At 62.6% G+C, this 24,441-nt stretch carries 27 protein-coding genes; 20 read left to right on the forward strand and 7 right to left on the reverse strand.

The genetic code is table 11. The features are described 5' to 3' along the window. Positions 1-212: 212 nt before the first annotated feature. From aqpZ to KW836_RS22090, 3 genes are all read left to right on the forward strand, one after another. On the forward strand, positions 213-926 hold the full coding sequence (aqpZ, locus tag KW836_RS22080; RefSeq protein WP_175123427.1) for an aquaporin Z: 714 nt from the start codon (positions 213-215) through the stop codon (positions 924-926). A gap of 136 nt (positions 927-1,062) precedes the next feature. Beyond that, positions 1,063-1,920, forward strand: a complete 858-nt coding sequence (kdsA, locus tag KW836_RS22085; RefSeq protein ID WP_175123426.1) for a 3-deoxy-8-phosphooctulonate synthase — start codon at positions 1,063-1,065, stop codon at positions 1,918-1,920. A 68-nt stretch (positions 1,921-1,988) separates the two neighbouring features. Further along, positions 1,989-2,297, forward strand: a complete 309-nt coding sequence (locus tag KW836_RS22090) for a DUF3892 domain-containing protein (RefSeq protein WP_175123425.1) — start codon at positions 1,989-1,991, stop codon at positions 2,295-2,297. A gap of 14 nt (positions 2,298-2,311) precedes the next feature. Here the strand turns inward: KW836_RS22090 and KW836_RS22095 are convergent, their stop codons facing one another. After that, complete coding sequence (locus KW836_RS22095; protein ID WP_175123424.1) at positions 2,312-2,797, reverse strand: GNAT family N-acetyltransferase; 486 nt, start codon at positions 2,795-2,797, stop codon at positions 2,312-2,314. Between the two features lie 161 nt (positions 2,798-2,958). Between KW836_RS22095 and KW836_RS22100 the strand changes: the two genes are divergently transcribed. Together KW836_RS22100 and KW836_RS22105 are read left to right on the forward strand one after the other, a co-directional pair. Next, entirely contained in the window at positions 2,959-4,608 is a 1,650-nt protein-coding gene (locus KW836_RS22100) for an intermembrane transport protein PqiB (RefSeq protein ID WP_218344757.1), read from the forward strand. 196 nt (positions 4,609-4,804) lie between these two features. After that, the gene (locus KW836_RS22105) at positions 4,805-5,062 is read left to right on the forward strand and encodes a hypothetical protein (protein ID WP_175123422.1); all 258 of its coding nucleotides are present in this window, start codon (positions 4,805-4,807) and stop codon (positions 5,060-5,062) included. Positions 5,063-5,072: 10 nt separating this feature from the next. On the opposite strand, the gene KW836_RS22110 is transcribed toward KW836_RS22105, so the two are convergent. Further along, entirely contained in the window at positions 5,073-5,387 is a 315-nt protein-coding gene (locus KW836_RS22110; RefSeq protein ID WP_255596062.1) for a hypothetical protein, read from the reverse strand. Positions 5,388-5,538: 151 nt separating this feature from the next. Here KW836_RS22110 and KW836_RS22115 point away from each other — a divergent pair, with 151 nt between their 5' ends. After that, complete coding sequence (locus tag KW836_RS22115; protein ID WP_175183816.1) at positions 5,539-5,937, forward strand: RidA family protein; 399 nt, start codon at positions 5,539-5,541, stop codon at positions 5,935-5,937. A 33-nt stretch (positions 5,938-5,970) separates the two neighbouring features. Here KW836_RS22115 and KW836_RS22120 read toward each other — a convergent pair whose 3' ends face one another. Beyond that, on the reverse strand, positions 5,971-6,885 hold the full coding sequence (locus tag KW836_RS22120; RefSeq protein ID WP_218344758.1) for a LysR family transcriptional regulator: 915 nt from the start codon (positions 6,883-6,885) through the stop codon (positions 5,971-5,973). Between the two features lie 121 nt (positions 6,886-7,006). On the opposite strand from KW836_RS22120, the gene KW836_RS22125 reads away from it, so the two are divergent. The 3 genes from KW836_RS22125 to KW836_RS22135 all read left to right on the forward strand — a co-directional run bounded on the left by KW836_RS22125 (position 7,007) and on the right by KW836_RS22135 (position 8,977). Further along, entirely contained in the window at positions 7,007-8,164 is a 1,158-nt protein-coding gene (locus KW836_RS22125; RefSeq protein ID WP_218344759.1) for a DSD1 family PLP-dependent enzyme, read from the forward strand. Positions 8,165-8,189: 25 nt separating this feature from the next. Continuing rightward, on the forward strand, positions 8,190-8,576 hold the full coding sequence (locus KW836_RS22130) for a RidA family protein (RefSeq protein ID WP_175123417.1): 387 nt from the start codon (positions 8,190-8,192) through the stop codon (positions 8,574-8,576). A 95-nt stretch (positions 8,577-8,671) separates the two neighbouring features. Continuing rightward, on the forward strand, positions 8,672-8,977 hold the full coding sequence (locus tag KW836_RS22135) for a hypothetical protein (protein ID WP_218344760.1): 306 nt from the start codon (positions 8,672-8,674) through the stop codon (positions 8,975-8,977). A gap of 25 nt (positions 8,978-9,002) precedes the next feature. On the opposite strand, the gene KW836_RS22140 is transcribed toward KW836_RS22135, so the two are convergent. After that, entirely contained in the window at positions 9,003-9,302 is a 300-nt protein-coding gene (locus KW836_RS22140; protein ID WP_175123415.1) for a DUF2513 domain-containing protein, read from the reverse strand. Positions 9,303-9,425: 123 nt separating this feature from the next. On the opposite strand from KW836_RS22140, the gene KW836_RS22145 reads away from it, so the two are divergent. The 5 genes from KW836_RS22145 (at position 9,426) to KW836_RS22165 (ending at position 12,041) form a co-directional block, all read left to right on the forward strand. After that, positions 9,426-9,824: a hypothetical protein gene (locus KW836_RS22145; RefSeq protein WP_218344761.1), complete on the forward strand. Its 399-nt coding sequence runs from the start codon at positions 9,426-9,428 to the stop codon at positions 9,822-9,824. A gap of 93 nt (positions 9,825-9,917) precedes the next feature. Then, a complete protein-coding gene (locus tag KW836_RS22150) occupies positions 9,918-10,238 on the forward strand; it encodes a hypothetical protein (protein ID WP_175123413.1) in 321 nt (106 codons plus the stop codon). Positions 10,239-10,609: 371 nt separating this feature from the next. Beyond that, on the forward strand, positions 10,610-10,813 hold the full coding sequence (locus tag KW836_RS22155) for a cold-shock protein (protein ID WP_006220190.1): 204 nt from the start codon (positions 10,610-10,612) through the stop codon (positions 10,811-10,813). A 135-nt stretch (positions 10,814-10,948) separates the two neighbouring features. Continuing rightward, a complete protein-coding gene (locus KW836_RS22160; RefSeq protein ID WP_175138353.1) occupies positions 10,949-11,512 on the forward strand; it encodes a DUF924 family protein in 564 nt (187 codons plus the stop codon). A 322-nt stretch (positions 11,513-11,834) separates the two neighbouring features. After that, positions 11,835-12,041, forward strand: a complete 207-nt coding sequence (locus KW836_RS22165) for a cold-shock protein (protein WP_042794090.1) — start codon at positions 11,835-11,837, stop codon at positions 12,039-12,041. Between the two features lie 96 nt (positions 12,042-12,137). On the opposite strand, the gene KW836_RS22170 is transcribed toward KW836_RS22165, so the two are convergent. Next, on the reverse strand, positions 12,138-12,683 hold the full coding sequence (locus KW836_RS22170) for a TIGR00645 family protein (protein WP_175123411.1): 546 nt from the start codon (positions 12,681-12,683) through the stop codon (positions 12,138-12,140). Between the two features lie 256 nt (positions 12,684-12,939). On the opposite strand from KW836_RS22170, the gene KW836_RS22175 reads away from it, so the two are divergent. From KW836_RS22175 to lon, 5 genes are all read left to right on the forward strand, one after another. Further along, positions 12,940-13,695 (forward strand): M48 family metalloprotease, encoded by a 756-nt coding sequence (locus KW836_RS22175; RefSeq protein WP_175123410.1) that lies wholly within the window; start codon positions 12,940-12,942, stop codon positions 13,693-13,695. Positions 13,696-13,859: 164 nt separating this feature from the next. Then, positions 13,860-15,170, forward strand: coding sequence for a trigger factor (gene tig / locus KW836_RS22180; RefSeq protein ID WP_175123409.1), 1,311 nt, complete (start codon positions 13,860-13,862; stop codon positions 15,168-15,170). 4 nt (positions 15,171-15,174) lie between these two features. Further along, entirely contained in the window at positions 15,175-15,828 is a 654-nt protein-coding gene (gene clpP, locus KW836_RS22185) for an ATP-dependent Clp endopeptidase proteolytic subunit ClpP (protein WP_218344762.1), read from the forward strand. 102 nt (positions 15,829-15,930) lie between these two features. Next, positions 15,931-17,229, forward strand: a complete 1,299-nt coding sequence (clpX, locus tag KW836_RS22190; RefSeq protein WP_056562435.1) for an ATP-dependent Clp protease ATP-binding subunit ClpX — start codon at positions 15,931-15,933, stop codon at positions 17,227-17,229. Between the two features lie 258 nt (positions 17,230-17,487). Next, positions 17,488-19,938 carry an endopeptidase La gene (gene lon / locus KW836_RS22195; RefSeq protein ID WP_218344763.1) on the forward strand — a complete coding sequence of 817 codons (2,451 nt, stop codon included), beginning with the start codon at positions 17,488-17,490 and terminating at the stop codon, positions 19,936-19,938. A gap of 202 nt (positions 19,939-20,140) precedes the next feature. Here lon and lexA read toward each other — a convergent pair whose 3' ends face one another. Together lexA and KW836_RS22205 are read right to left on the reverse strand one after the other, a co-directional pair. Continuing rightward, a complete protein-coding gene (gene lexA / locus KW836_RS22200) occupies positions 20,141-20,791 on the reverse strand; it encodes a transcriptional repressor LexA (protein WP_191575567.1) in 651 nt (216 codons plus the stop codon). Positions 20,792-20,939: 148 nt separating this feature from the next. Continuing rightward, positions 20,940-22,139 (reverse strand): amino acid aminotransferase, encoded by a 1,200-nt coding sequence (locus KW836_RS22205; protein ID WP_105239416.1) that lies wholly within the window; start codon positions 22,137-22,139, stop codon positions 20,940-20,942. Between the two features lie 75 nt (positions 22,140-22,214). Here KW836_RS22205 and uvrB point away from each other — a divergent pair, with 75 nt between their 5' ends. Beyond that, complete coding sequence (gene uvrB / locus KW836_RS22210; protein WP_175123405.1) at positions 22,215-24,281, forward strand: excinuclease ABC subunit UvrB; 2,067 nt, start codon at positions 22,215-22,217, stop codon at positions 24,279-24,281. Positions 24,282-24,441: the final 160 nt, after the last annotated feature.

Genomic DNA, 24,441 nt, shown 5'->3' on the forward strand with positions numbered 1-24,441 from the left:
TTCCGCCAACGAAATCGCGCCCGCCAACCCAGCCAGCGAATGCAGTCCCATCCGCCATCCGAACGATCCCAAGCGGCGTGCGCCCCGGCTATGTTGTCGAGCAGCGTCACGCCTGACGCGCCGGCGTACAAGAATCGTCAAGATTTTCGATTCTTGAATATTGCCTCGCGCGCTTGCCGATACCTTAGGGCTTTCGTTACTGAGGGATGGACATGTATTCACTACCCAAGCGTTGCGGCGCAGAGTTCTTCGGCACCTTCTGGCTGGTGCTGGGCGGTTGCGGCGCGGCCGTGCTTGCCGCCGGTTTTCCCCAACTGGGCATCGGATTCGCGGGCGTTGCGCTGGCGTTCGGCCTGACCGTCCTGACGATGGTCTTCGCTGTGGGCCACATATCTGGCGGGCACTTCAATCCTGCTGTCACAGTCGGCCTGGTGGCCGGCGGACGCTTCCCCGCCCGAGAAATCCTGCCGTACGTCATCGTTCAGGTCCTGGGCGCCATCGCCGCTGCGGCGGTCCTGGCCTGCATCGCCAACGGCAAGCTGGGTTTCGACCTGAGGGCCAGCCACTTCGCCGCCAATGGCTATGGCGCCTATTCACCGGGCAAGTACACGCTGCTGGCCGCGATGGTGACCGAAGTGGTGCTGACGGCCGGCTTTATCTTCGTGATTCTCGGCGCCACCAGCAGGCGGGCGCCGGCCGGCTTTGCGGCCATTCCCATCGGCTTTGCGCTGACCCTCATTCACCTCATCAGCATCCCGGTCACCAACACATCGGTGAACCCGGCACGCTCGACCGGACCGGCGCTGTTCGTGGGTGGCTGGGCGTTGGAACAGTTGTGGCTGTTCTGGCTGGCGCCTATCGTCGGCGCGGTCATCGGCGCGGTGGCCTACCGGCTGGTCAGCGACCCGGCGATCGAACGCGCCTGACAGGGCGGAAACGCGGCGCGAGGGATCACTTCAGAGCCCCTGTGAGCTGAAAATGGGGCCGGTCAGATGATGGCGCGAGGAAGCAGGTTGTACATTACGCACTATCACCTGCTTCACCTTTACAGGATCGCCCATCATGACCGCCCCAGAAGTCGTTATCTCCCCTTCGATCGCCTGCGCGAACGACCGGCCCTTCGTGCTGTTCGGCGGCATCAATGTGCTGGAATCCAAGGATCTGGCGCTGCGCGCGTGCGAGGAATACCAACGCGTCACCCGCAAACTGGGCATTCCCTACGTATTCAAGGCGTCGTTCGACAAGGCCAATCGCTCGTCCATCCATTCGTACCGCGGCCCTGGCCTCGAAGAAGGCATGAAGATCTTCGAAGCCGTGAAAAAGGAATTCGGCGTGCCGGTCATCACCGACGTCCACGAACCGTGGCAGGCGGCGCCGGTGGCCGAAGTTGCCGATATCCTGCAACTGCCGGCCTTTCTGGCGCGCCAGACCGATCTGGTCGTCGCGCTTGCCAAGACGCAGCGCGTGGTCAACATCAAGAAGCCGCAGTTCCTCAGCCCCGCGCAGATGCTGAACATCGTCGAGAAGTTCACCGAGGCCGGCAACGACAAGCTGATTCTGTGTGATCGCGGCACCAGCTTTGGCTACGACAATCTGGTCGTCGACATGCTGGGTTTCGGCGTCATGAAAAAGGTGTCCGGCAACCGCCCGCTGATCTTCGACGTCACCCACGCGCTGCAGCAGCGTTCGTCGCTGGACGCGGCATCCGGCGGTCGTCGTGAACAGGTCGCAGACCTGGCGCGCGCCGGCATGGCGGTCGGGCTGGCGGGCCTTTTCCTGGAAGCCCACCCCGATCCCAAGAACGCTAAATGCGATGGCCCCAGCGCGTTGCCGCTGGACAAGCTCGAGCCCTTCCTGACGCAACTCAAGCAGCTCGACGACCTGGTGAAGTCCTTTGCGCCGATCGACATCGAACCCTGACGCGCTTGCGGTCATCACACGGCCGCCAAGCTGTTATACGATCCAGGCCAAACATTAGGGAGGCCTGGATGTCTTTGTATGTGATCGTCGCCGTGCGCAAAGAGGCCGGAAGTGGCCATATCGCCTACGTGCGCTGGGGGCAGGCCGTGCGTGGCGTTCCCGGCTGGATCTCGGAGCCCACGACGGCCGCAGCCGCCGAAGTCATTGAACTCATCAAGGAAGGCGCCGAGGTCGAGACCGCGATCAGTGTCGACGGCCTCACCGTCGCTTCGCGCGCGGTGCGTGTGCTGGTGGACGCCGGCGGGCGCGAACACCTTGCATCGGTGCCGGTGCCCAGTTCCACCTTGCACACGCTGTTCGACCTGCCGGAGTTCTAACCGGTGCGGCTGCCCTAGCGGCGGCCCTCGGCAAAGTTGACCAACGCGTCGCCGGCCATCCGATAGCGCACCCACTCATCCTGCGGCAGCGCGCCGATGGATTGATAGAAGTCGATGGCGGGCTGATTCCAGTCCAGCACACTCCACTCGAGCCGTCCGCAGCCGTTCGCCACGGCCTCGCGTGCCAGATGGCGCAGCAGGTCGCGTCCCGCGCCGATTCCACGGTGCTCGGGCGTGACGTACAGGTCCTCGAGATAGATGCCGTTTTTTCCGAGCCAGGTGGAGTAGCTGTAGAAATAGACGGCGTAGCCAATGGCCTTGCCGTCCAGCAGGCACATCAACGCCCGGGCGGGGGCGCCTTCGGCAAACAAGGTGCGTTCGACGTCGTCGGCGCTGGCGATCACCTCGTGCGCAGCGCGTTCATAGACGGCCAGTTCGGTAATGAAGGCATGGATCTGGGCCGCGTCCGACGGTGCGGCAGGACGAATTTCGATATTCACGGATCTTTCCTGTTTGTTGGGATGGCTATCCTACTCGCTATTGGCGCAGCGGGCAGGCCGGAACGTGGGGAATACCCTTGTTGCGCGGCGGACCGCCCGGCGCGACGCTTTATCGGGATTGCACCCAGAGTCCAGACGCGTGCTCACGAAGGATGCCTTCAATGCCCGAGACTGCTCCTGCTGTCGCACACAAGCCGCCGCCCGCTGGCCGCAGACGGCGGTTTTCCTGGATCTGGCTGGTGCCTATTGTTGCGGCGCTGGGTGGCCTGCTGCTGGTGCTGAAGGTCTGGATGGACGCAGGGCCCGAGGCCACGATCAGCTTCCAGACGGCGGAAGGGCTGGAGGCCGGCAAGACACAGGTGCGCTACAAGGAAGTCAACGTCGGCACCGTCCAGCGCGTGGCGCTCAACGAGGACCGGACCGGCGTGATTGCGACGGTGCAGCTCAACAAGGACGCGGCTGGGCTCCTGCAGGAGGGCACCGTGTTCTGGGTGGTGCGGCCGCGCCTGACGCTCAGTGGCGTTTCGGGCCTGAACACGTTGCTGTCCGGCGCCTACATCGGCCTGGATCCCGCCGGCCGTAATGGCGACAGCGATCCGCGCAAGGCGACCAAGTTCGCTTTCGTCGGTCTGGAAATCCCGCCCGAGGTGACGCAGGACAGGCCGGGCAAGCGCTTCACCCTCAAGGGCCAGGACCTCGGTTCGCTGGACATCGGATCGCCCGTCTATTTCCGGCGCATCGCGGTAGGGCAGGTGGTGAGCTATCGCCTGGATGCCACGGGCCAGGGCGTCGATATCCAGGTGTTTGTCGATGCGCCCAACGACGCCTTCGTCAATGAAGGCACGCGTTTCTGGAACGCCAGCGGGGTGGACTTCTCGGTGGACGCAGGCGGGCTGCAAGTGCGGTCTCAGTCGTTGGTGTCGGTGATTGTGGGCGGCGTCGCCTTCGACTCGGTCGAGACCCGTTTACACACCGCAGCCAAACCGGACGCCGCGTTCGTCATCTATCCCTCAGAGACTGCGGCGCGCGCGCAGCCGGACGGCACGCCGCTGCGCATCCGCATGCGGTTCGACCAATCGGTGCGCGGACTGTCCGTGGGCGCGCCCATTGACGCGTTTGGCGCGTCGGTCGGACAGGTGGATGCCATCGGACTGGAACTCGATCGCACCACGCAGCAGTTCTATGCCCTGGTGGATGCCACCCTCTATCCGGAACGGCTGGGCGCCAAAACGTTTGAAGAAATCAAGGAGTTTTCGGGCTCTACGGTCACGCATCCCAGCGGCAAGCTGATGGCGGCCTTGATCGACCAGGGATTACGGGCGCAATTGCGCATCGGCAATCTCCTGACAGGCCAGTTGTATGTCGCCTTTGCGGTCTTCCCGGACGCCGAGCCCGTGACGTTCAAGATGGAGGAGGCGCCTTTCATTCCCACGGTGCCGAACAATCTGGACCAGTTGCAGCTGCAGATCAACAGCATCCTGACCAAGCTGGACAGGATTCCCTTTGAAGGTCTGGGCGCTGAACTCAATAACCTGCTGCAGGGCACGTCCAAGCTGGTGAAGCGGCTGGACACACAGCTTGCGCCCGAGGCGACCGCGACGTTGCGCCAGGCAAGCCGGTCGCTCGCCGCCGTCGGTGGGCTGCTCAGCCCCGATGCCGGCCTGCCCGTCAACACGAGCGCATTGCTGCAGGAACTGGCGCGCACGGCGAGGTCGCTACGGGAGTTGGCAGACTACCTGCAGGCTCACCCGGGGTCACTGCTGCGGGGGCGCGCGCCGGATCCGGTGACGGGCCGGTCGACGGCCCGGTAATCTGCGTAAGCAGCCTTGCATCGTGTTTCCTGGCCCGCAGGTGTCCGATACCCGCGGACCACCTGCCGCATCAAAGTGTGGGCGGCCACCCTTGGTGTCTGACACCGGTCTCTATCGGGAACGCCACTTGCTGTATGACGCCGGGGCGCCGGTGGGTTGCGGACCGAGCGGTTCCCCGTCAGAGCGGAGACTCAGCATGGACCATAGTGAAATGATGGCGCGCATGATTACGTTGCCGGTGTCGCCGGGCAGATTCGACGGGTGGGACGGCGTGCTTTCAACCCTTGCGGACTGCCTTATGCAGGTGCAGGGAAAGCTCACGGAAGCCGATGTGAAGCGCTTTCTGGACGTGGGCGCGCTGGTGTATCGGACCTGCTGTCAGGACGAGGCGCGCCAGCGCTGGACGGCCGAGGAACTGGCTGCCTATCACCGCAAGGCGCCTGCAGACGCCTGAAAGGCGCGCTTCAAAAAAGGCACTGCCTCAACGCAAAGGTCCTGCCAAACGCGCGGACCTCGTCGCCGTCCACCGATGCCGCCACATCCCAGTGGTCGCCTCGGGTGACCAGAATGGATTGACTTGAAAAGGCGTGACGAAGCGCAAACTGCCAAAACGCGCCTTCCGAGCCTTCGGGCGCCAGGTCATGCGGTCCGATCTGCAGCCGCGACGGCCGGGGGGTTGCGCCCATCGACCACTTCAGCGCGATCAACAAGAACGCGAAACGCGCGGATGCAGAAGCGGGTTGAATGCACAGCACTCGAATCTTCTCGCTCATGGCCATCACCCTGGCTGAACAGATGAGCCAGCGTAGCAAACGCCGTGCCGCGCATCCATACCGCGTTTGGTCGATTCAGCGCAGCGCCCGTGTCCTGACGTATGACCGGTTGATAGAATGGCCGGCCGCCCAGCGCCGTCTTGCCCAGGAGATCCACATGTCCCGAATCGTCGTCAATCCCGACACGGTATTCAATTCTGTGCAGTATGGATTCAGTCAGGCGGTTATCGTGACCGGGCAGCGCCGTATGCTGCTGTCCGGCCAGGTCGGCGTAGACGCCAACGAGAAGACGGTCGGTCCCGGGCTTCAGGTGCAAACCGAGGCCGCGCTGGACAACATCGAGCGCGTGCTGGCGGCGGCCGGCGGCAACCTGTCGCAGGTCATCATGCTGCGCATCTACATCTGCGATTCGGTGAGCACCGAACAGGAAGTCGTGGCGCAGGCGTTGCGGGACCGCTTCAAGGTCGATCCGCCGCCGTCTTCCTGGATCATCGTCAGCGGGCTGTCGCTGCCGGAATGGTTGATCGAGATCGAAGCGGAAGCGATGCTCGACTGAGCAGCGGGTTGCGGCTTTCCATCTGCGCGCCTGCTAGGCTGACGCCTCGCGCCATGGCGGCTGGGCAAAAGCTGCGCGCAGGGACGCCAGAAATCCCGCCGTGCGCGCGGACAACTCCTGCCGCGACTTCACCAACGCCACGACATTCGCGTCCGGCAGATTCCAGCCTGCCAGCAATGGCACGAGTTCACCCGTGCGCAGGTGCGCGGTCACGTCCCATTCCGACCGCGCAATGATGCCGTGTCCGGCCCGCGCCCAATCCAACGCCGTCGCGCCGGCATTGCACGACATGACGGGCGCAATGCGCACGGCGACCCCCGCGCCGCGGGCGCGCCTGAACCGCCACAGCGTCACGTCCTCGTCGTTTTCGCGCAAGGCGATGCAGTCGTGGTTGCGCAGGTCCTCCGGCGTGGTCGGCGAGCCACGGCGCGCCAGGTAGGCGGGCGATGCGCACAGGATGCGCCGGTTGGGCGCCAGCGGGTAGGCGACCAGCGTGGAGTCGCGCAACTCGCCGATATGAATCATCACGTCCCAGTTATCCGACGCCAGCCGGGGAGGGCCGTCCGACAATGTCAGACTGGCCGTGACGTCTTCGCTGCGCGACCGGAAATCCGCGACCAATCCGGCGATGTAACGTTGGCCGAACCCCAACGGTGCAACCACCCGCAGATGTCCCGCCACGACGCCGCGGCGTCCTGCCAGTTCGTCGGCCAGCAAGGTCAGGTCATTGCAGATCTGCGCGGCCCGCATGGCCAATAGACGGCCTTCTTCGGTCAGCGCGATGCCTCGGGCCGACCGATTGACCAGCCGTACGCCCAGCCGCTTTTCCAGCGCGTTCAGGCGCTGGGTGATCGCGGGTGGTGTGACGTCCAGCGCGCGCGAGGCTTGCGCAAGCGAGCCGGCCGTCGAAAGGCTCAGGAAAAAGCGCAGGTCGTCAGTGGCAATCATTCAGTTTTGGCTTAATGGGATATTAAGTTGGCATTAAACAAGGTAAGCGCCTTCCGCGCCATACTGCGTGCTGATTCCCGCAGGCCCGTCCTGCCTGCCGCTCACTCGCAAAGAGATTGCCATGACCCTCGAAACCGTCGCAACCACGCTGGATGCCCTGGAAACGCCCTGTCTGCTGCTCGATGAAACGCGCATGATGCGCAATATCGCGCGGCTGAACGCCCTGATGGCCGGCCACGGCGTCGGGCTGCGTCCCCATCTGAAAACGCCCAAGTCCATCGAGGTCGCCCGCCGGCTGATGGCGACGCCGCAAGGGCCAGCCGCCGTCTCGACCTTGCAGGAGGCAGAACAGTTCGCCGCCGCTGGCGTCACGGATCTGCTGTATGCGGTGGGCGTGTCGCCGTCGAAGCTCGACCGCGTGCTGGCCTTGCGAAAGCGCGGCGTCGACCTGACCGTTGTCGTCGACAGCATCGAGGCCGCGCGCGCGGTGTCGGCGCGTGCCAAGGCTGCCGGCGATCCGATCCCGGCGCTCATCGAGATCGATTGCGACGGCCACCGTGCCGGCGTGCAGCCCAAGGACACGGACCAACTGCTGGCAATCGCGCGCGTGTTGCACGAAGACGGCGCGTGCCTGCGCGGCGTCATGACGCACGCGGGCGAATCCTATGGCTGCCGCAGCGTCGAGGCGATTGCGGACATGGCCGAACAGGAACGCTGGGCCGCCCTGAGCTGCGCAAAGGCGATCCGCGGCGCGGGCCTGCCGTGCCCGGTCGTCAGCGTCGGCTCCACGCCCACCGCGCATTTTGCGCGCAATCTGGATGGCGTGACGGAAGTCCGCGCCGGCGTGTACGTCTTCTTCGACTTGGTCATGGCCGGGTTGGGCGTGTGCAGCGTGGACGACATCGCTGCGACGGTGCTGACCACCGTCATCGGCCATCAGCCCGAGAAGGGCTGGATTCTGGTCGACGCGGGATGGATGGCCATGTCGCGGGATCGTGGCACCGCCAAGCAGCCGGTGGATCAGTTGTACGGGCTGGTGTGCGATGTGGACGGCAAGGTCTATCCGGACGTGCTGCTGGCCGAAACCAACCAGGAGCAGGGGATCATCAAGGTGCGCCCTGGCAGCAACGCGGTCCTGCCGGACCTGCCCATCGGCGCCAAACTGCGCATTGTCCCGAATCACGCCTGCGCGACGTGCGCGCAGCACGACGCCTACGAGGTCGTGCGCCCCGGCGAGCCGGGCGTGGTGGCACGCTGGGAACGCTTCCGTGGCTGGTGAGCCGCGCATCAAAAAGGATTTCGGCATGGACTTCATTCAAACGCCCGATGCCACGCCGCCGGCCGGGCATTATTCCCAGGCGGTTCGCGCCAACGGCTTCGTCTTCGTATCGGGGCAGCTGGGTTTTTTGCCGCCGGCCGGACCCGGAGTGCGCCCCGTGCTGGCGGCGGACGCGGCCGGCCAGACCAGGGAAGCGCTGCGCAGCGTGCGGGCCATTCTCGAAGCCGCAGGCTCGTCGTTATCGTCCGTGGTCAACGTCACCGTTTACATCCCGGACGTCAGTCTGTGGGATGAGGTCAACGCGGTGTACGAAGCGTGCTTTGGCAGCCACCGCCCCGCGCGCGCCATCGTGCCCACGCGCGAACTCCATTACGGCGCGCTGGTGGAAATCAGTGTCGTGGCGGTGGGCTGACCGGGTTCTGAGGGGCAAGGACAGACGCGAGAGGCCGGCAAACAGGCGACGCCTATAATGCGAGCGCCTCAATGCCCTTGGCGGAGACCGTCCACATGCACTACGAGTATCTGTTCTGGTCCATGGCTGCCATGGTGGCCGCCGCACTTGCCGGCGGCGCCTTGTGCGGCCGCCTGCAGTCCGTCAAGCAACTGGTGATCGGCTTGCTGGGGTGGGCGGCGGCAATCTTCGCGGTGGTGCTGCTGCTGGCGCGCCAGGGCGGGTTCGATGAACTGGCGGCGATGCTGTCCATCGCCGCCTTCATGTTCAGTCTGGTGATCGGCACCGCGGCGGCGCTGCTGACGCGGCGTATCCGGCTACACCGTCAACAACAGCAAATGCCTCAATCGTTGCGCCAATGACGCGCAGAGCGGCCGGCCGGGCCTTTCATTCTTCCGGGTCGAAGTCCTCATCCTCTTCGTCGTCCTCATCCTGCTCGAGGGCGTCGTAACCCTTCCAGGTAATCCGCCAGCGCGTCGCACCGGCGTTCGCCGAAGTCTCGCTGACCTGCTTGACCAGGCCAGCGTCTTCCAGCAGGTCCAGGTGATGCGCGATGACCTGCAGGCCTTGCTCTTCGGGATGCGGCGCCAGCGCGGCGTTCTTGATGTCGTGCGTGCTGAGGTTGGGGCCGGGGGCGTCGCGCAGGGCGCCCAGAATCGTGACGACCAAGTCGAAATCGCGTTGCATGTTGTTCACCATGTAGGGGTAAAAGAACACGCCGACGATAGCAGACTTCGGCTGCAGCAATAGGACTGTGCGCGCGCCTGCGTTACAGTCCGGGGTTCTTGCTAAACCACATTCGAAAACACCATGAAAAAACCCGCAGAACGGGATTGCCTGGCGGTCGTCCCCGGCTACACGGGCCAGTCCGCCAAGCTGTTCCTCTCGCGCGGCGAGGATGAGCGCATCGACGGCGTGACCGTCTACGACCTGCTCGGCCACGTCAAGCAGCAGGGCGACGCCGTGGCCGCCGCCGCCTGGGTGGGCGAATGGCTCACCAAAGAGGCCGACAACCGCAAGGCCCGCCGCACGCAGCTCCAGGCCCAGCTTTTCCTGTGCAAGCTGGCCGGTGACGAGAAGACCGCCTTCCTGGCTGCACAAAAGCCGCTGGCCCGCGTGTTGGCCGAAGCCGGGGTGCGCTGCCGTAGCGTGGCGGCCACGTCTGGGGCCGCCCGCCAGTCTCTGGGCCCCCTGTCCAAGAAACGTTAGCCTAAGGCTGTTATAGTCGCGCCTGGGCGTGCGTGAGCACCTGCATGGTGCAGCGCCCTGGCGGGCTCAGCCCGCAAATCAAGGAAGATGGAAATGGAAATACTCAGTCGGCACGTTGCCGACGTAGCGGGCGGCGTCGAGCTGCACACCACGCTGGATGGCGAAAGCATCAGCGTCTATGTCGTGATGGGCATAGATGATCTCAATGCGATCGCAGACATCGTGCCGCGCGAAAAAGTCGATGCAGGAGCGGACATACACGCCGCCAATGTCGACAATGTTGATAATGCGCAAGAACAGATCGACCAAGTGCTGGAAAATATGAATCCCGGCGACGTGGCGGTTTTCCTTTGCTCGGGTCCCGATGCTTTTGGCGCGGCGCTCGACTTGTTGGGTTTACCTATCGACGAGTAAGCCTGACGGCAAACCATAGTGTCATCCAAACGGCGTATTGCAGGTCGTACGCGCTTTTGATGGCATTTATATAAGCCTTGTTTGTTTTTTTATGATGTATTGGTGTTAACACCAATGCAGGGACTCGTTTACCCTTTAAAAACGTGCGAAATAACTGCGCAGTTTCTCTTTGTTGCATTATTGGCACGTATTTTTTAGGATTATGTTGACTTGTGAGGGGAACATAACGATAGTGTCGGCACACGATCACAAGCGTTGCGATTTTCGATCAGTGCCGTGCCTTTTCCGGCTCAGCGTTATTGTTCTACTGTCCCCTCCTTGATTGATTCGTGACCTCCGGGCATTTGCCCATTATCTCTAGGAAATACAGTATGGAAACCGGCGTCGTTAAGTGGTTCAATTCGGAAAAGGGTTATGGCTTCATCACCCCGGAAGCGGGCGGCAAGGACCTCTTCGCTCACTTCTCCGAAATTCAGGGCTCGGGCTTCAAGTCTCTGGAAGAGAACCAGCGCGTCAGCTTTGTGACGGCCAATGGCCCCAAGGGCCCGCAAGCCACGAAGATTCAAGTCCTGTAAGGATCTGAGTTTTCTCAAGAAGGCCCCTCGCGGGGCCTTTTTTGTTTTCTGCGCGGTATCCTTGACGGCCGATTCTCCTCGCGGCCAACGCTTCGGCGGCGGCAGCGCGTCCAAATCCCCCGAGCCATCGCCGCCATGACCACCACACCGCCAAAGCCGTTCGCCCTGCAACCCGACGATGTAGTCGCATTCTGGCTGGACGCTGGTCCCGCGCAGTGGTTCAGCAAAAGCGCCCAGTTCGATGCGGCCTTTCGAGCGCGCTTCGAAGACGCGCATATGGCGGCCGCTTCCCGCCGGCTCGATGCCTGGCTGGACGAACCCGCCGGCGCGATCGCGTTGATGATCCTGCTGGACCAGTTTCCTCGCAACGCCTACCGCGATACCGGGCATATGTTCGCCACTGACGCGTTGGCGCTGCATTTTGCCGAACGCGCCATCGCGGCGGGCCATGATCTTGCAGTCGACGCCTCGCTGCGCCAGTTTTTCTACATGCCGTTCGAACACGCCGAGAACCTGGCGGCGCAGAATCGGGCCATCGCGTTGATGGAGCCGCTGGGCGCGGAAGCCGTGCGATGGGCCGTCCTGCATCGCGACATCATCAAGCGGTTCGGGCGCTTCCCGCACCGGAACGCGGCATTGGCACGGCAGACGACCCAGGCCGAACGCGAGTTCCTGGAATCGGGTGGTTTCGCAGGGTAGGGCGCGCGGCACGCACAGAGCTTTCAAAACGGCGCAGTGTCCACGTGTATCGGTACGTGGCAAGTTGAAAATGTTGAGCGTGCCGCCCGGGCCGGCTTGCGCTCTTTAGCGGGTGTAGCGGCCTTTTCGGGGCGCGAATCCAGCCCTTTCGGACATTTGACGTTTTTCCGGGTTCACCAATAAACTGGTTTCAGCGAGATTCTCAAGCGACGCGGTCTGCGTTCTCCTTGGTCGCCGTCAGTGGTGCCGCGGTTGCTATCCTCTCCCATCCTTGAAGATCTGGCGTCCCGCGAGCAATCGCTTTTTAGGTCAAGGACATCCCATGGCAACCGGCATCGTCAAGTGGTTCAACGCCGAAAAGGGTTATGGCTTCATCATGCCCGACGACGGCAGCAAGGATCTTTTCGCTCACTACTCCGAAATCCGTAGCGAAGGCTATAAGTCGCTACAAGAAAACCAGCGGGTCACTTTCGACGTTGGAACCGGCCCCAAGGGTCCCAGCGCCAAGAACATCAAGGTCGCGGCCTGAGCTTCTTGGGTAGTGCTCCGGGTTCTGACCCGGTGTTCTATCCATAAAAAAGCCCCCACGTTTTGCGCGTGGGGGCTTTTTTTGTCCTGGCTTGCCTTAGTGCTTGGCTGAACTGCCGGTCGACAGCTTGTCGACCAGGGCGATCCCCAGCGCCGACAGGATGAAGATGGCGTGGATGATGGTCTGCCACATCACGCCGGCTTCGGTGAAGCGCGCGTTCGGTGTGCCGATGGTGCCGGCTTCGATGAAGGTGCGCAGCAGGTGGATCGACGAGATGCCGATGATGGCCATCGCAAGCTTCACTTTCAGCACGCTGGCATTGACGTGGCTAAGCCACTCCGGCTGGTCCGGATGGTTCTGCAGGCGCAGGCGCGACACGAACGTCTCGTAGCCGCCCACGATGACCATCACCAGCAGGTTGGAGATCATGACCACGTCGATCAGTCCCAGCACGATCAGCATGATTTCCATTTCGCCGAAGCTGGTGGCGTGGGTGACCAAATGCCAGAGTTCCTTGAGGAACAGCATCACGTAGACGCCCTGCGCGACGATGAGGCCCAGGTATAGCGGTAGCTGCAGCCAGCGCGAACTGAAGATGAGGCTGGGAAGCAGGCCCAGGCGGGGAGGGGGATTCGGGATCATGTTGGGTGCGAGCCGTTGGGTTTGCGAAAAAAAGCGCGGCGGCAATTCTATCAACGCCATGGGACAGCGGACATCTCTTTTGGCCGGCTTTAAAAGGGCCTCGCGATGCTTAGCATGGCAGCCTTCGAATTGCTCGGCTATTTGGTAAGAGAAAATCGCATTTGCGAAACTCTGTGCCGGAATGCTTCGAAAGCTGTGGGCGTATATAGAATTGCCGCCTCGTTTGCATAGAACAAGTCAATAGGAGTTTGTTCCCATGAAGATCCGCTACACCGTCGCCGCGTTGGCCGTTGCGCTCGCCCCTTACTCGGCCGCACATGCGTTGGACATCGGTGGGCTCGTCGGCGCCGGCGCCAAGGTCGTCCAGGCGGCCACGCTGAGCGATGCCGAGATCAAGACCCTGTCGGACAAGGCGTGCGCGCAAAGCGATTCGCAGGAAAAGATCGCCGCGCCGGGCAGCAAGTACGACGCCCGTCTGCAGAAGATCGCCAAGGCGCTGGGCAGCACGGTCAATGGCCAGAAGGCCAGCTACAAGGTCTATGTCACCAAGGACGTCAACGCGTGGGCAATGGCCAACGGCTGCATCCGCGTGTATAGCGGTCTCATGGACATGATGACGGACGACGAAGTGATGGGCGTGGTCGGCCACGAAATCGGTCACGTGGCGCTGGGCCACACCAAGAAGGCGATGCAGACCGCCTACACGGTGTCGGCTGCGCGTGACGCGGCGGGTGCGGCTGGCGGCGCGACGGTGGCTCAGTTGAGCTCCTCGCAACTGGGCGACCTGACCGAGAAGTTCATCAATGCGCAGTTCTCGCAATCGCAGGAAAGTGCGGCGGACGATTATTCGTTCGACCTGCTGCAGTCCAAAAAACAGAATACGCGTGGCCTCGTGACCGCGTTCCAGAAGCTGGCCGAGCTGGACGGCGGCAAGAGCGATATGATGAGCTCACACCCGTCCTCGGCCAAGCGTGCACAGCACATCGAAGACCGCATCGCCAAGGCCAAGTAACCTCTCGGCCAGGCGTCCGTCCTCGCTTTTTGGGCGATAAACGGGGCGCGAGCATCCGGGCAAATCCGGGGCTCGCGCCCCTTTGCGTCAGGGTTCCGGAAGTTTCCGGTAAAATGCCGCGTTTATCCGCCCGTAATCTCATCTCTCGGAAAATAGGTCTTTTAATGCAGCCTGTGGTTGAAACCCTCTCCGGCCTGGAGCGCCGTGTTGATCTGGCCGTCTCGGTGGCCGACGTCGAAAAGGAAGTCCAGGCGCAATTGAAGCGCGTGGCTCGGACCGCCAAGGTCCCCGGCTTCCGTCCGGGCAAGGCGCCGCTCGCCATGCTCGAGCGCAGCCATGGCCCCAGCATCCGCTACGACGTGATCAATAGCCAAGTTGGCCGTGCCTTTGAACAAGCCATCGACGGCGCCAAGTTGCGCGTTGCCGGCGCCCCGAACCTCGAGCCCAAGACGGAAGGCGTTTCCGACGACACGCTGGCGTTCACCGCCACGTTCGAGGTCTACCCCGAAGTCGCCGTGCCGGACCTGTCCGAACTGGCCGTCACCCGCTACGAAACCGCCGTCACCGACGCAGAAGTCCAGCAGACGCTGGACGTGCTGCGTAAGCAACGCGCCACGTTCGAAGCCCGTGAAGGCCGCGCCAGCGCCGACGGCGACCGCGTCACCCTCGACTTCGCCGGCACCATCGACGGCGTGCCGTTCGAAGGCGGCAAGGCCGAAGACTTCCCGTTCGTGCTCGGCCAAGGCCGCATGCTGCCGGAATTCGAAGAAGCCGCCCGCGGCCTGAAGGCTGGCGAAACCAAGGTTTTCCAGCTCAAGTTCCCGGATGACTACCAAGGCGTTGAAGTCGCCGGCAAGACTGCCGAATTCACCATCACCATCAAGGAAGTGGCTGAAGGCGTCCTGCCCGAACTGAACGGCGAATTCGCCAAGTCGCTCGGCCAGGCCGAAGGCGACGTCGAAAAGCTCAAGGCCGACATCCGCAGCAACATCGAGCGCGAAGTCAAGGTCCGTTCGCAAGGCCGCACCAAGGCCAGCGTCATGGACGCCCTGGTCGAAGCCGGCAAGTTCGACGTGCCGAAGGCCCTGATCGACAACGACGTGCAAGGCCGTATCGCCGCTGCCCGCGAAGAACTGAAGCAGCGCGGCGTGCCCAACGCCGAATCCGTGCCGATCCCGGCCGAGGCTTTCTCGACCGAATCCGAGCGCCGCGTCCGCCTGGGCCTGCTGGTGTCCGAACTGGTCAAGCAAGCTCAGCTGCAAGCCAAGCCGGAACAGGTGCGCGCACGCATCGAAGAATTCGCCCAGAACTACGAACAACCCGCCCAGGTTGTCAGCTATTACCTGGCAGACCGCCAGCGTCGTGCTGAAATCGAGGCTATCGTGCTCGAAGACAACGTCGTCGCGCATGTTCTGGAAAAGGCCAAGGTCACCGACGAAAAGGTGGCTTTCGATCAGTTGATGGGGATGGCGTAACACTATGCAGAGATTCACCGATTTCTATGCGGCAATGAATGGCGGGTCTTCGGTGACCCCCACCGGCCTGGGCTACATTCCCATGGTGATCGAGCAGTCGGGGCGCGGCGAGCGCGCCTACGACATCTATTCGCGTCTGCTCCGCGAACGGCTCATTTTCCTGGTGGGTCCGGTGAACGACGCCACGGCCAACCTGATCGTGGCTCAGTTGCTGTTCCTGGAATCGGAGAATCCTGACAAGGACATTTCCCTGTACATCAACTCGCCCGGCGGGTCGGTGTACGCGGGAATGGCCATTTTTGACACCATGCAGTTCGTCAAGCCGGACGTGTCCACCCTGTGCACCGGCCTCGCGGCCAGCATGGGCGCGTTCCTGCTGGCGGCTGGCAAGAAGGGCAAGCGTTTCACCCTGCCCAACTCGCGCATCATGATTCACCAGCCCTCGGGCGGCGCCCAGGGGCAGGCTTCCGACATCCAGATCCAGGCCCGCGAAATCCTGGACCTGCGCGAGCGCCTCAACCGCATCCTGTCCAACAACACCGGACAGAGCATGGAGCGCATCGAGCTGGACACGGAACGTGACAACTTCATGTCGGCCGAAGATGCGGTATCGTATGGCCTGGTGGACAAGGTCATGGCCTCCCGGTCCGAAGGCTGACTTCCCGGTTGAACCAGACCCGCTGCCATCATGTTTGAGTAAGCGCATGCGCTAGGCCATTTACCCGGCCTGGCGCATCTTTACCTGAGATACGAAAGAAATATGCCTGAAAAAAAGGGATCGGCAGACGCTAAGGTGCTGCATTGCTCGTTTTGCAATAAAAGCCAGCACGAAGTCCGCAAGCTGATCGCGGGTCCGTCGGTGTTCATCTGCGATGAATGCATAGATCTGTGCAACGACATCATCCGCGAAGAGGCGCAGGCCACCGCGCGCGCGGCGATTCGTTCCGAGCTGCCCACTCCGGCTGAAATCAAGACTTTCCTGGACCAGTACGTCATTGGGCAATCGTCGCCCAAGCGCATGCTGGCCGTGGCCGTCTACAACCACTACAAGCGCATTCGCCACGGCGAAATCAAGGGCGACGAAGTCGAGCTCTCCAAGAGCAACATCATGCTGATCGGGCCGACCGGCTCCGGCAAGACGCTCCTGGCCCAGACGCTGGCTCGCATGCTGAACGTGCCCTTCGTCATGGCCGACGCCACCACGCTGACCGAAGCCGGTTATGTGGGTGAAGACGTCGAAAACATCATTCAGAAGTTGCTGCAGAACTGCAACTATGAAGTCGAAAAAGCCCAGCGCGCCATCATCTACATCGACGAGATCGACAAGATTTCGCGCAAGTCCGACAACCCGTCCATCACCCGCGACGTGTCGGGCGAGGGCGTGCAGCAGGCCTTGCTGAAGCTGATCGAAGGTACGGTGGCGTCGGTGCCCCCGCAGGGCGGGCGCAAGCACCCCAACCAGGATTTCGTGCAGGTCGACACGACCAACATCCTGTTCATCGTGGGCGGCGCCTTCGACGGACTGGAAAAGGTCATCCGCGACCGCACTGAAAAGTCCGGTATCGGCTTCTCGGCGTCCGTGCGCGCCAAGTCCGAGCGCGGCGTCGGTGAACTGTTCTCCGAAGTCGAGCCCGAAGACCTCATCAAGTTCGGTCTCATCCCCGAACTGGTCGGCCGTCTGCCCGTGGTCGCCACGCTGGACGAGCTGGACGAAGCCGCGCTGGTCCAGATTCTGACCGAGCCCAAGAACGCCCTGCTCAAGCAATTCCAGAAGCTGTTTGCCATGGAAGGCGCTGAACTCGACGTGCGCCCCGCCGCACTGAAGGCCATCGCCCGCAAGGCGCTGCGCCGCAAGACGGGTGCTCGCGGTCTGCGTTCCATCATCGAACAGGCGCTGCTCGACACCATGTACGACCTGCCCTCGCAGGGCAACGTCAAGCGTGTGGTGCTCGACGAAAACGCCATCGAAGGCGAGGGCAAGCCCTTGCTGATCTACGCGGATGAAAACGCCGCGCCAGAGAAGCCGGAGCGCGGAGAAGTCCGCGACGCCGCCGCCTGATATTTCAAAAAAGCCCGTTCTCGTAACGGGTTTTTTTGCCTAGGGCGCTTCTCCATCCACGATCACGCTTTTCAGGCGGCCGCCATGGCCGCATACTGAAGACGGTTCCAGGGCCTTTTTGGGGCCTTTTGGTGATCCAGGCGGCCGAGATCTTGAATTTTCGGCTATTGTTCCCATAACAGACGTAATTGACGAGTTTGCTCGGGTATTACCCGGGTGTCCCGTCCCCATACGCCGAGTCATACCGAGGAACCTCATATGTCTGCCAGCCAGACCCTGCCTTCCGACCCGATCGACCTTCCCCTGCTGCCGCTGCGCGACGTCGTAGTGTTCCCGCATATGGTCATCCCGCTGTTCGTCGGCCGTCCGCGCTCCATCCGCGCGCTCGAGGTCGCGATGGAAGCGGGCAAAAGCATCATGCTGGTGGCTCAAAAGTCCGCCGGCAAAGATGACCCCACGCCTGAAGACGTATACGAAATTGGCTGCGTCGCCGGCATCCTGCAAATGCTCAAGCTGCCCGACGGCACCGTGAAGGTGCTGGTTGAAGGCACGCAGCGCGCGCGCATCAACACCATCGAAGACGCCGATTCGCACTTCACCTGCCAGGTGTCGCCTATCGAACCGGACGCCATGCAGGGCTCCGAAACAGAAGCCTTGCGCCGCGCCATCGTTGCGCAGTTCGAGCAGTACGTAAAGCTCAACAAGAAGATCCCCCCGGAGATCCTGACCTCGCTGGCTGGCATCGACGATGCTGGCCGCCTGGCCGACACGATCGCCGCGCATCTTCCCCTGAAGCTCGAGCAGAAGCAGAAGATGCTCGAGATCACCGGCACCTCCGAACGCCTCGAAGGCTTGCTCACGCAACTCGAAACCGAAATCGACATCCTCCAGGTCGAGAAGCGGATTCGTGGCCGCGTGAAGAAGCAGATGGAAAAGAGCCAGCGCGACTACTACCTGAATGAGCAGGTCAAGGCCATTCAGAAGGAGTTGGGCGAAGGCGAAGAGGGCGCGGACATCGAAGAGCTTGAAAAGAAGATCATCGCTGCCCACATGCCCAAAGAGGCGCGCAAGAAAGCCGATGCCGAGCTCAAGAAGCTCAAGCTCATGTCGCCCATGTCGGCCGAAGCCACTGTGGTGCGCAACTATATCGACACGCTCATCAATCTCCCCTGGAGAAAGAAGAGCAAGATCAACAACTCGATCAGCAACGCCGAGACGGTGCTGGACAACGACCACTACGGTCTCGAAAAGGTCAAGGAACGGATCCTCGAATATCTTGCCGTGCAACAGCGCGTGGACAAGGTGAAGGCGCCGATCCTGTGCCTGGTCGGCCCTCCGGGCGTTGGCAAGACTTCGCTTGGTCAGTCGATCGCCAAGGCCACGAACCGCAAGTTCGTGCGTATGGCCCTGGGCGGCGTGCGCGACGAAGCCGAGATCCGCGGTCACCGTCGTACATACATCGGCTCGATGCCCGGCAAGATCGTGCAGAACATGTCGAAGGTCGGCGTGCGCAATCCGCTGTTCCTGCTTGATGAAATCGACAAGCTGGGCATGGATTTCCGCGGCGATCCCTCGTCGGCCCTGCTCGAAGTGCTGGACCCGGAACAGAACCACACGTTCCAGGACCACTACATCGAGGTCGACTTCGATCTCTCCGACGTCATGTTCGTGGCCACCAGCAACACGCTGAACATTCCGCCGGCCCTGCTGGATCGTATGGAAGTGATCCGCCTGTCGGGTTACACCGAGGAAGAAAAGATCCACATCGCCCGCGACCATCTGCTGCCCAAGCTGATGAAGAACAACGGCGTGAAGGATACCGAGCTGACTGTCGACGACAGCGCGCTGCGCGATATCGTGCGTTACTACACCCGCGAAGCCGGTGTTCGTGCGCTCGAGCGCGAAGTGGGCAAGATCTGCCGCAAGGTCATCAAGCAATTGCTGACCCAAAGCGATCGCGCCAAGGCTGAGGGCAAGACGCTCGAGGTCAAGGCGGTCAACGTCACGGCCGACAACCTCAGCGATTACCTCGGTGTGCGCCGCTACGCGTTTGGCATGGCCGAAAAGGAAAACCAGATCGGTCAGGTGACCGGCCTGGCGTGGACGGAAGTCGGCGGCGACCTGCTGACGATCGAAGTCGCGGACATGCCCGGTAAGGGCGTCATCCAGCGTACGGGTTCGCTCGGCGATGTGATGAAGGAATCGGTCGAAGCGGCGCGCACCGTTGTGCGTTCGCGGGCTCGCCGGCTGGGCTTTGTCGACAGCGTCTTCGAAAAGCACGACATGCACGTGCACGTGCCGGAAGGTGCGACGCCCAAGGACGGTCCGTCCGCGGGTATCGCGATCACCACGGCCATGGTGTCGGCCCTGTCGCGCATCCCGGTGCGCGCCGACGTCGCCATGACGGGCGAGATCACGCTGCGCGGCGAAGTGCTGCCGATCGGCGGCCTGAAGGAAAAGCTGCTCGCGGCTCACCGCGGCGGTATCAAGACGGTTCTGATTCCGGAAGAAAACGTCAAGGATTTGGCGGAGATCCCGGACAACGTCAAGAACCACCTCGAGATCGTGCCGGTGCGTTGGATCGACAAGGTGCTGGAACTGGCCTTGGAGCGTCTGCCGGAGCCGTTGGCCGAAGAAGAATCCGTCAAGGAGCCCCTGGTTGCCAAGCCGGCTGAACCCGGCTCTACCGACCCGGTCATGAAGCACTGATGGCGTCTTGAACGCCAGGGCGCTCTCGAAAGAGGGCGCCCGAAGCCCAAGGGTGTCTAAAGTCTTACGGACCGCCCCAAAGCAAAAAACCCCGCTCGGTGAGCGGGGTTTTCATTTGGATGTGGCGTACCAGTAGCGAGGTATGGCGTAGGCGGCGTAAGCCGCCTGCAGGGCTTGGCTATAAGCAGGGCAAGGTTCCGGCCTAGTGCAGCGCTTGCGTGCGGATAAGACCCACCGCAATGCCTTCCAGCGCGAATTCCTGATCGGCCTTGACCACGATGGTTTCGAAGTCGGGATTTTCAGGCAGGAGCTCGATATGGCCGTTCTGGCGTTGAAGTCGCTTGACCGTGACATCGTCGCCGATACGGGCCACCACGATCTGGCCATTGCGGGCTTCAGATGCCTTTTTGACAGCCAGCAGATCGCCTTCAAGGATGCCTGCGTCGCGCATGCTCATGCCGCGGACCTTAAGCAGATAGTCGGGCGCCTGGGCAAAGAGGCTGGGGTCCACGCCGACTTCGCGTTCGACATGCTCGGCCGCAAGAATCGGGCTACCTGCCGCAACACGGCCGACCAGCGGCAAGAGAAGCTGCGCGAGGGCAGGGATGGGAAGTGAGGTCTGGGCGGGCGCGGTGGCGGCGTCCTTCAAACGGATGCCCCGCGAGGCGCCGGCCGTGAGCTCGATGGCGCCCTTGCGTGCCAACGCCTTGAGGTGGTCTTCGGCGGCGTTGGGAGAGCGAAAACCCAGGGCCTGGGCGATCTCGGCACGCGTCGGCGGAAAGCCGGTGCGCGTGACCGTTTGCCTGATGAGGTCCAGGATTTGTTGTTGGCGATCCGTGAGTTTGCTGGCCATGGCGATGATCCGGTGCGAGCGGACTGTACATATATACAGCGCCATTCTGGGGGACGCAGCGCAAAAAAGCAAGCCGGTCTCGAAGGCAGCAAAAACGGGACCCGCAGGTCCCGTTTCTGGCTGAAGACGGCTTGGGCCGCCAAGTGATTTACAGCACAGCCGCGATGCCGGCTGCCACCTTGTCGATGTTGCCGCTGTTCAGCGCGGCCACGCAGATGCGTCCGCTGGACACGGCGTAGACGCCATGTTCTTCACGCAGGCGGTCCACCTGAGCGGCGGAGAGGCCCGAGTACGAGAACATGCCGCGCTGCTTCAGCACGAAGCTGAAGTCCTGCTTGCCGCCGTGCTCTTTGATCTTGTCGACCAGTTGCGCGCGCATCAGGCGGATGCGATCACGCATGCCGGCCAGTTCTTCTTCCCAGAGGGCGAACAGCTCGGGCGTGTTCAGCACCGTGGACACCACCGTGCCGCCGTGCGTCGGCGGGTTGGAGTAGTTGGTGCGGATGACACGCTTGAGCTGGCTCAGCACGCGCGTGGCTTCGTCCTTGCTGCCGGCCACGACGGTCAGCGCGCCGACGCGCTCGCCGTACAGCGAGAACGACTTCGAGAACGACGAGCTGATGAACATGGTCATGTCCAGGTCCGCGAACAGGCGCACGACCGAGGCGTCTTCCGTCAGGCCGTCGCCAAACCCTTGGTAGGCGATGTCCAGGAACGGGACCAGGTTGTTTTCCTTGACGACAGCGGCGATCTGCTTCCACTGGTCGGGGGTGGGATCCGCGCCCGTGGGGTTGTGGCAGCACGCATGCAGCACGACGACGGTCTTGGCGGGCGCGGCCTTCAGGTCGGCCAGCATGGCTTCGAAGTTCAGGCCGCGGGTGGTGGCGTCGTAATAGGCATAGGTGCCGACTTCAAAACCGGCGCGTTCGAACAGGGCGCGGTGGTTTTCCCAGCTGGGATCGCTGATCAGGACCTTGGAGCCCGGCAGCAATTGGCGCAGGAAATCGGCGCCGATCTTCAGGGCGCCAGTGCCGCCCAGTGCTTGCGTGGTCAGCACGCGGCCAGCGGCAGCCAGCGCGGAATCCTTGCCCAGCAGCAGCGCCTGAGCACCGGCGTTGTAGCCGGCGATGCCTTCGATAGGCAGATAGCCGCGAGCGGCGGCGGCTTCGATGCGGGCGGTTTCGGCCTTGCGCACTGCGCCCAGGAGCGGGATCCGTCCCTGATCATCGTAATACACGCCCACGCCCAGGTTCACTTTACCGGGGCGGGTGTCCGCGTTGTATTGTTCGTTCAGGCCAAGAATGGGGTCGCGCGGCGCGAGCTCGACGGAATCGAATAGGGTGCTCATGGGACTCTGATGAGGTGGGTGGACGCAGTACGAAGTGCTGTGGATAATGGGGGGTTTACCCTGGAACAGTCTAGCATGCCTAAGAGCGCAATAGACCCGAGCGCGGGGGCTCCCGCCGCAGGTCCGGGATTCGTCGATTTCCCTGACAGCCCGTTTCACCTCTATCAACCCTATCCGCCGGCGGGGGACCAGCCCACGGCCATCGCAGGGCTGACGCAGGGTGTCGAAGACGGCCTCATGTACCAGACGCTTCTGGGCGTGACCGGATCAGGCAAAACCTACACCATGGCCAACGTGATCGCGCGCATGGGCCGCCCGGCGCTGGTCCTTGCCCCCAACAAGACATTGGCCGCGCAGCTCTACGCCGAAATGCGCGAGTTCTTTCCGAAGAACGCGGTGGAGTATTTCGTTTCTTACTACGATTACTACCAGCCCGAGGCCTATGTGCCGACGCGCGACCTGTTCATTGAAAAAGACTCGTCCATCAACGAACACATCGAGCAGATGCGGCTGTCGGCCACCAAAAGCCTGCTCGAACGGCGCGACACGATCATCGTGGGTACGGTGTCGTGTATCTACGGTATCGGCAACCCCGGCGACTATCACGCGATGGTGCTTATCCTTCGCGCGGGCGACCAGATCGCCCGCCGCGAGATCCTCGCGCGCCTGGTCGCCATGCAGTACACCCGTAATGACGCCGAGTTCACGCGTGGGGTCTTCCGCGTGCGCGGCGAGACCATCGACATCTTCCCGGCAGAAAGCGCCGAGCTCGCGTTGCGCGTGACGTTGTTCGATGACGAAATCGAAACACTCGAACTGTTCGATCCGCTGACGGGTCGCATCCGCCAGAAGCTGCCGCGCTTCACCGTCTATCCCGGCTCGCATTATGTGACGCCGCGCGACACCGTGTTGCGCGCCATCGAAACCATCAAGGAAGAGCTGCGCGAACGCGTCAAGCGGTTCGTCGACGATGGCCACCTGGTCGAGGCTCAGCGTCTTGAGCAACGCACCCGCTTCGATCTGGAAATGCTGCAGGAGCTTGGGTTCTGCAAGGGCATCGAGAACTACTCGCGTCATTTGTCGGGCGCCGCGCCGGGCGACCCGCCACCGACCCTGATTGATTACCTGCCGTCCGACGCGCTGATGTTCATTGACGAGAGCCACGTCACGATCGGCCAGCTCAGCGCCATGTACCGCGGCGACCGGTCCCGCAAGGAAACGCTGGTGCAGTACGGTTTCCGCCTGCCGTCGGCGCTGGACAACCGTCCGCTCAAGCTCGAGGAGTTCGAGACGCGGATGCGCCAGTGCGTATTCGTGTCGGCAACGCCTGCCGCATACGAGCAGGAGCACGCGGACAACGTCGTGGAGCAAGTGGTGCGTCCCACGGGCCTTGTCGATCCTATCGTCCAGGTGTTGCCCGCTCGCACGCAGGTGGACGACCTGCTGGGCCAGATCAAGGCGCGTGTTTCTCAGGGCGACCGCGTGCTGGTCACGACGCTGACCAAGCGGATGGCCGAAGACCTGACGGACTTCCTGAGCGAGCACGGCGTGAAGGTGCGCTACCTGCACTCGGACATCGACACGGTCGAGCGCGTCGAAATCCTGCGGGACCTGCGCCTGGGCACGTTCGACGTCCTGGTGGGGATCAACCTGCTGCGCGAGGGGCTGGATATTCCGGAGGTGTCGCTGGTGGCCATCCTGGATGCCGACAAGGAGGGCTTCCTGCGCTCAGAGCGCAGCCTCATTCAGACCATCGGCCGCGCGGCCCGCAACCTGAACGGTCACGCGATTCTCTATGCCGACCGCATCACGGATTCGATGAAACGCGCCATGGACGAGACTGCCCGCCGGCGCACGAAGCAGCTTCAATTCAACGTCGACAACGGCATCACTGCGCGCGGCGTGCACAAGGCGGTGCGCGAATTGATTGACGGTATCGTGGCGCCTGCCCAACACGACACGCTGGAAGCGGCAGTTCCCGCGGAATTGTTGAAGGATGAGAAGGCCCTGGCGCGCGAGATCAAGCGACTGGAAAAGCTGATGATGGACCACGCCCGCAACCTCGAATTCGAACAGGCTGCTGCCGCCCGAGACTCGCTCAATGCCCTCAAGCAGCGTGTGCTGCTGGACGGGGCGGTGTAGGGCAGGGCCAAACGTTTCAATTCATGTCTGTTCGCTTACGGGAAGCTGAAAATGCGCAAAAAGTGGTGCGCTGCCATCATGGTGTAACCATTCCGGAATTTTGCACGCGTTGCGTCTCATGGGTTACCTGAATACAAGCTTGCAACTCCATGATTTCTTT

It is taken from the genome of Achromobacter sp. ACM05, assembly GCF_019218915.1.
Classification (GTDB): Bacteria; Pseudomonadota; Gammaproteobacteria; order Burkholderiales; family Burkholderiaceae_B; genus Achromobacter; species Achromobacter animicus.

Coding starts and splice junctions, on each gene's coding strand:
- KW836_RS22130 (WP_175123417.1), top strand. CDS start 8,190: ATGGACTTCATTCAAACGCCCGATGCCACGCCGCCGGCCGGGCATTAT.
- KW836_RS22205 (WP_105239416.1), bottom strand. CDS start 22,139: ATGAGCACCCTATTCGATTCCGTCGAGCTCGCGCCGCGCGACCCCATT.
- KW836_RS22120 (WP_218344758.1), bottom strand. CDS start 6,885: ATGATTGCCACTGACGACCTGCGCTTTTTCCTGAGCCTTTCGACGGCC.
- KW836_RS22110 (WP_255596062.1), bottom strand. CDS start 5,387: ATGGCCATGAGCGAGAAGATTCGAGTGCTGTGCATTCAACCCGCTTCT.
- KW836_RS22145 (WP_218344761.1), top strand. CDS start 9,426: ATGAAAAAACCCGCAGAACGGGATTGCCTGGCGGTCGTCCCCGGCTAC.
- KW836_RS22125 (WP_218344759.1), top strand. CDS start 7,007: ATGACCCTCGAAACCGTCGCAACCACGCTGGATGCCCTGGAAACGCCC.
- uvrB (WP_175123405.1), top strand. CDS start 22,215: ATGCCTAAGAGCGCAATAGACCCGAGCGCGGGGGCTCCCGCCGCAGGT.
- KW836_RS22155 (WP_006220190.1), top strand. CDS start 10,610: ATGGAAACCGGCGTCGTTAAGTGGTTCAATTCGGAAAAGGGTTATGGC.
- KW836_RS22150 (WP_175123413.1), top strand. CDS start 9,918: ATGGAAATACTCAGTCGGCACGTTGCCGACGTAGCGGGCGGCGTCGAG.
- KW836_RS22115 (WP_175183816.1), top strand. CDS start 5,539: ATGTCCCGAATCGTCGTCAATCCCGACACGGTATTCAATTCTGTGCAG.
- KW836_RS22165 (WP_042794090.1), top strand. CDS start 11,835: ATGGCAACCGGCATCGTCAAGTGGTTCAACGCCGAAAAGGGTTATGGC.
- KW836_RS22090 (WP_175123425.1), top strand. CDS start 1,989: ATGTCTTTGTATGTGATCGTCGCCGTGCGCAAAGAGGCCGGAAGTGGC.
- KW836_RS22160 (WP_175138353.1), top strand. CDS start 10,949: ATGACCACCACACCGCCAAAGCCGTTCGCCCTGCAACCCGACGATGTA.
- KW836_RS22140 (WP_175123415.1), bottom strand. CDS start 9,302: ATGCAACGCGATTTCGACTTGGTCGTCACGATTCTGGGCGCCCTGCGC.
- clpX (WP_056562435.1), top strand. CDS start 15,931: ATGCCTGAAAAAAAGGGATCGGCAGACGCTAAGGTGCTGCATTGCTCG.
- clpP (WP_218344762.1), top strand. CDS start 15,175: ATGCAGAGATTCACCGATTTCTATGCGGCAATGAATGGCGGGTCTTCG.
- KW836_RS22100 (WP_218344757.1), top strand. CDS start 2,959: ATGCCCGAGACTGCTCCTGCTGTCGCACACAAGCCGCCGCCCGCTGGC.
- lon (WP_218344763.1), top strand. CDS start 17,488: ATGTCTGCCAGCCAGACCCTGCCTTCCGACCCGATCGACCTTCCCCTG.
- aqpZ (WP_175123427.1), top strand. CDS start 213: ATGTATTCACTACCCAAGCGTTGCGGCGCAGAGTTCTTCGGCACCTTC.
- KW836_RS22135 (WP_218344760.1), top strand. CDS start 8,672: ATGCACTACGAGTATCTGTTCTGGTCCATGGCTGCCATGGTGGCCGCC.
- lexA (WP_191575567.1), bottom strand. CDS start 20,791: ATGGCCAGCAAACTCACGGATCGCCAACAACAAATCCTGGACCTCATC.
- kdsA (WP_175123426.1), top strand. CDS start 1,063: ATGACCGCCCCAGAAGTCGTTATCTCCCCTTCGATCGCCTGCGCGAAC.
- KW836_RS22170 (WP_175123411.1), bottom strand. CDS start 12,683: ATGATCCCGAATCCCCCTCCCCGCCTGGGCCTGCTTCCCAGCCTCATC.
- tig (WP_175123409.1), top strand. CDS start 13,860: ATGCAGCCTGTGGTTGAAACCCTCTCCGGCCTGGAGCGCCGTGTTGAT.
- KW836_RS22105 (WP_175123422.1), top strand. CDS start 4,805: ATGGACCATAGTGAAATGATGGCGCGCATGATTACGTTGCCGGTGTCG.
- KW836_RS22175 (WP_175123410.1), top strand. CDS start 12,940: ATGAAGATCCGCTACACCGTCGCCGCGTTGGCCGTTGCGCTCGCCCCT.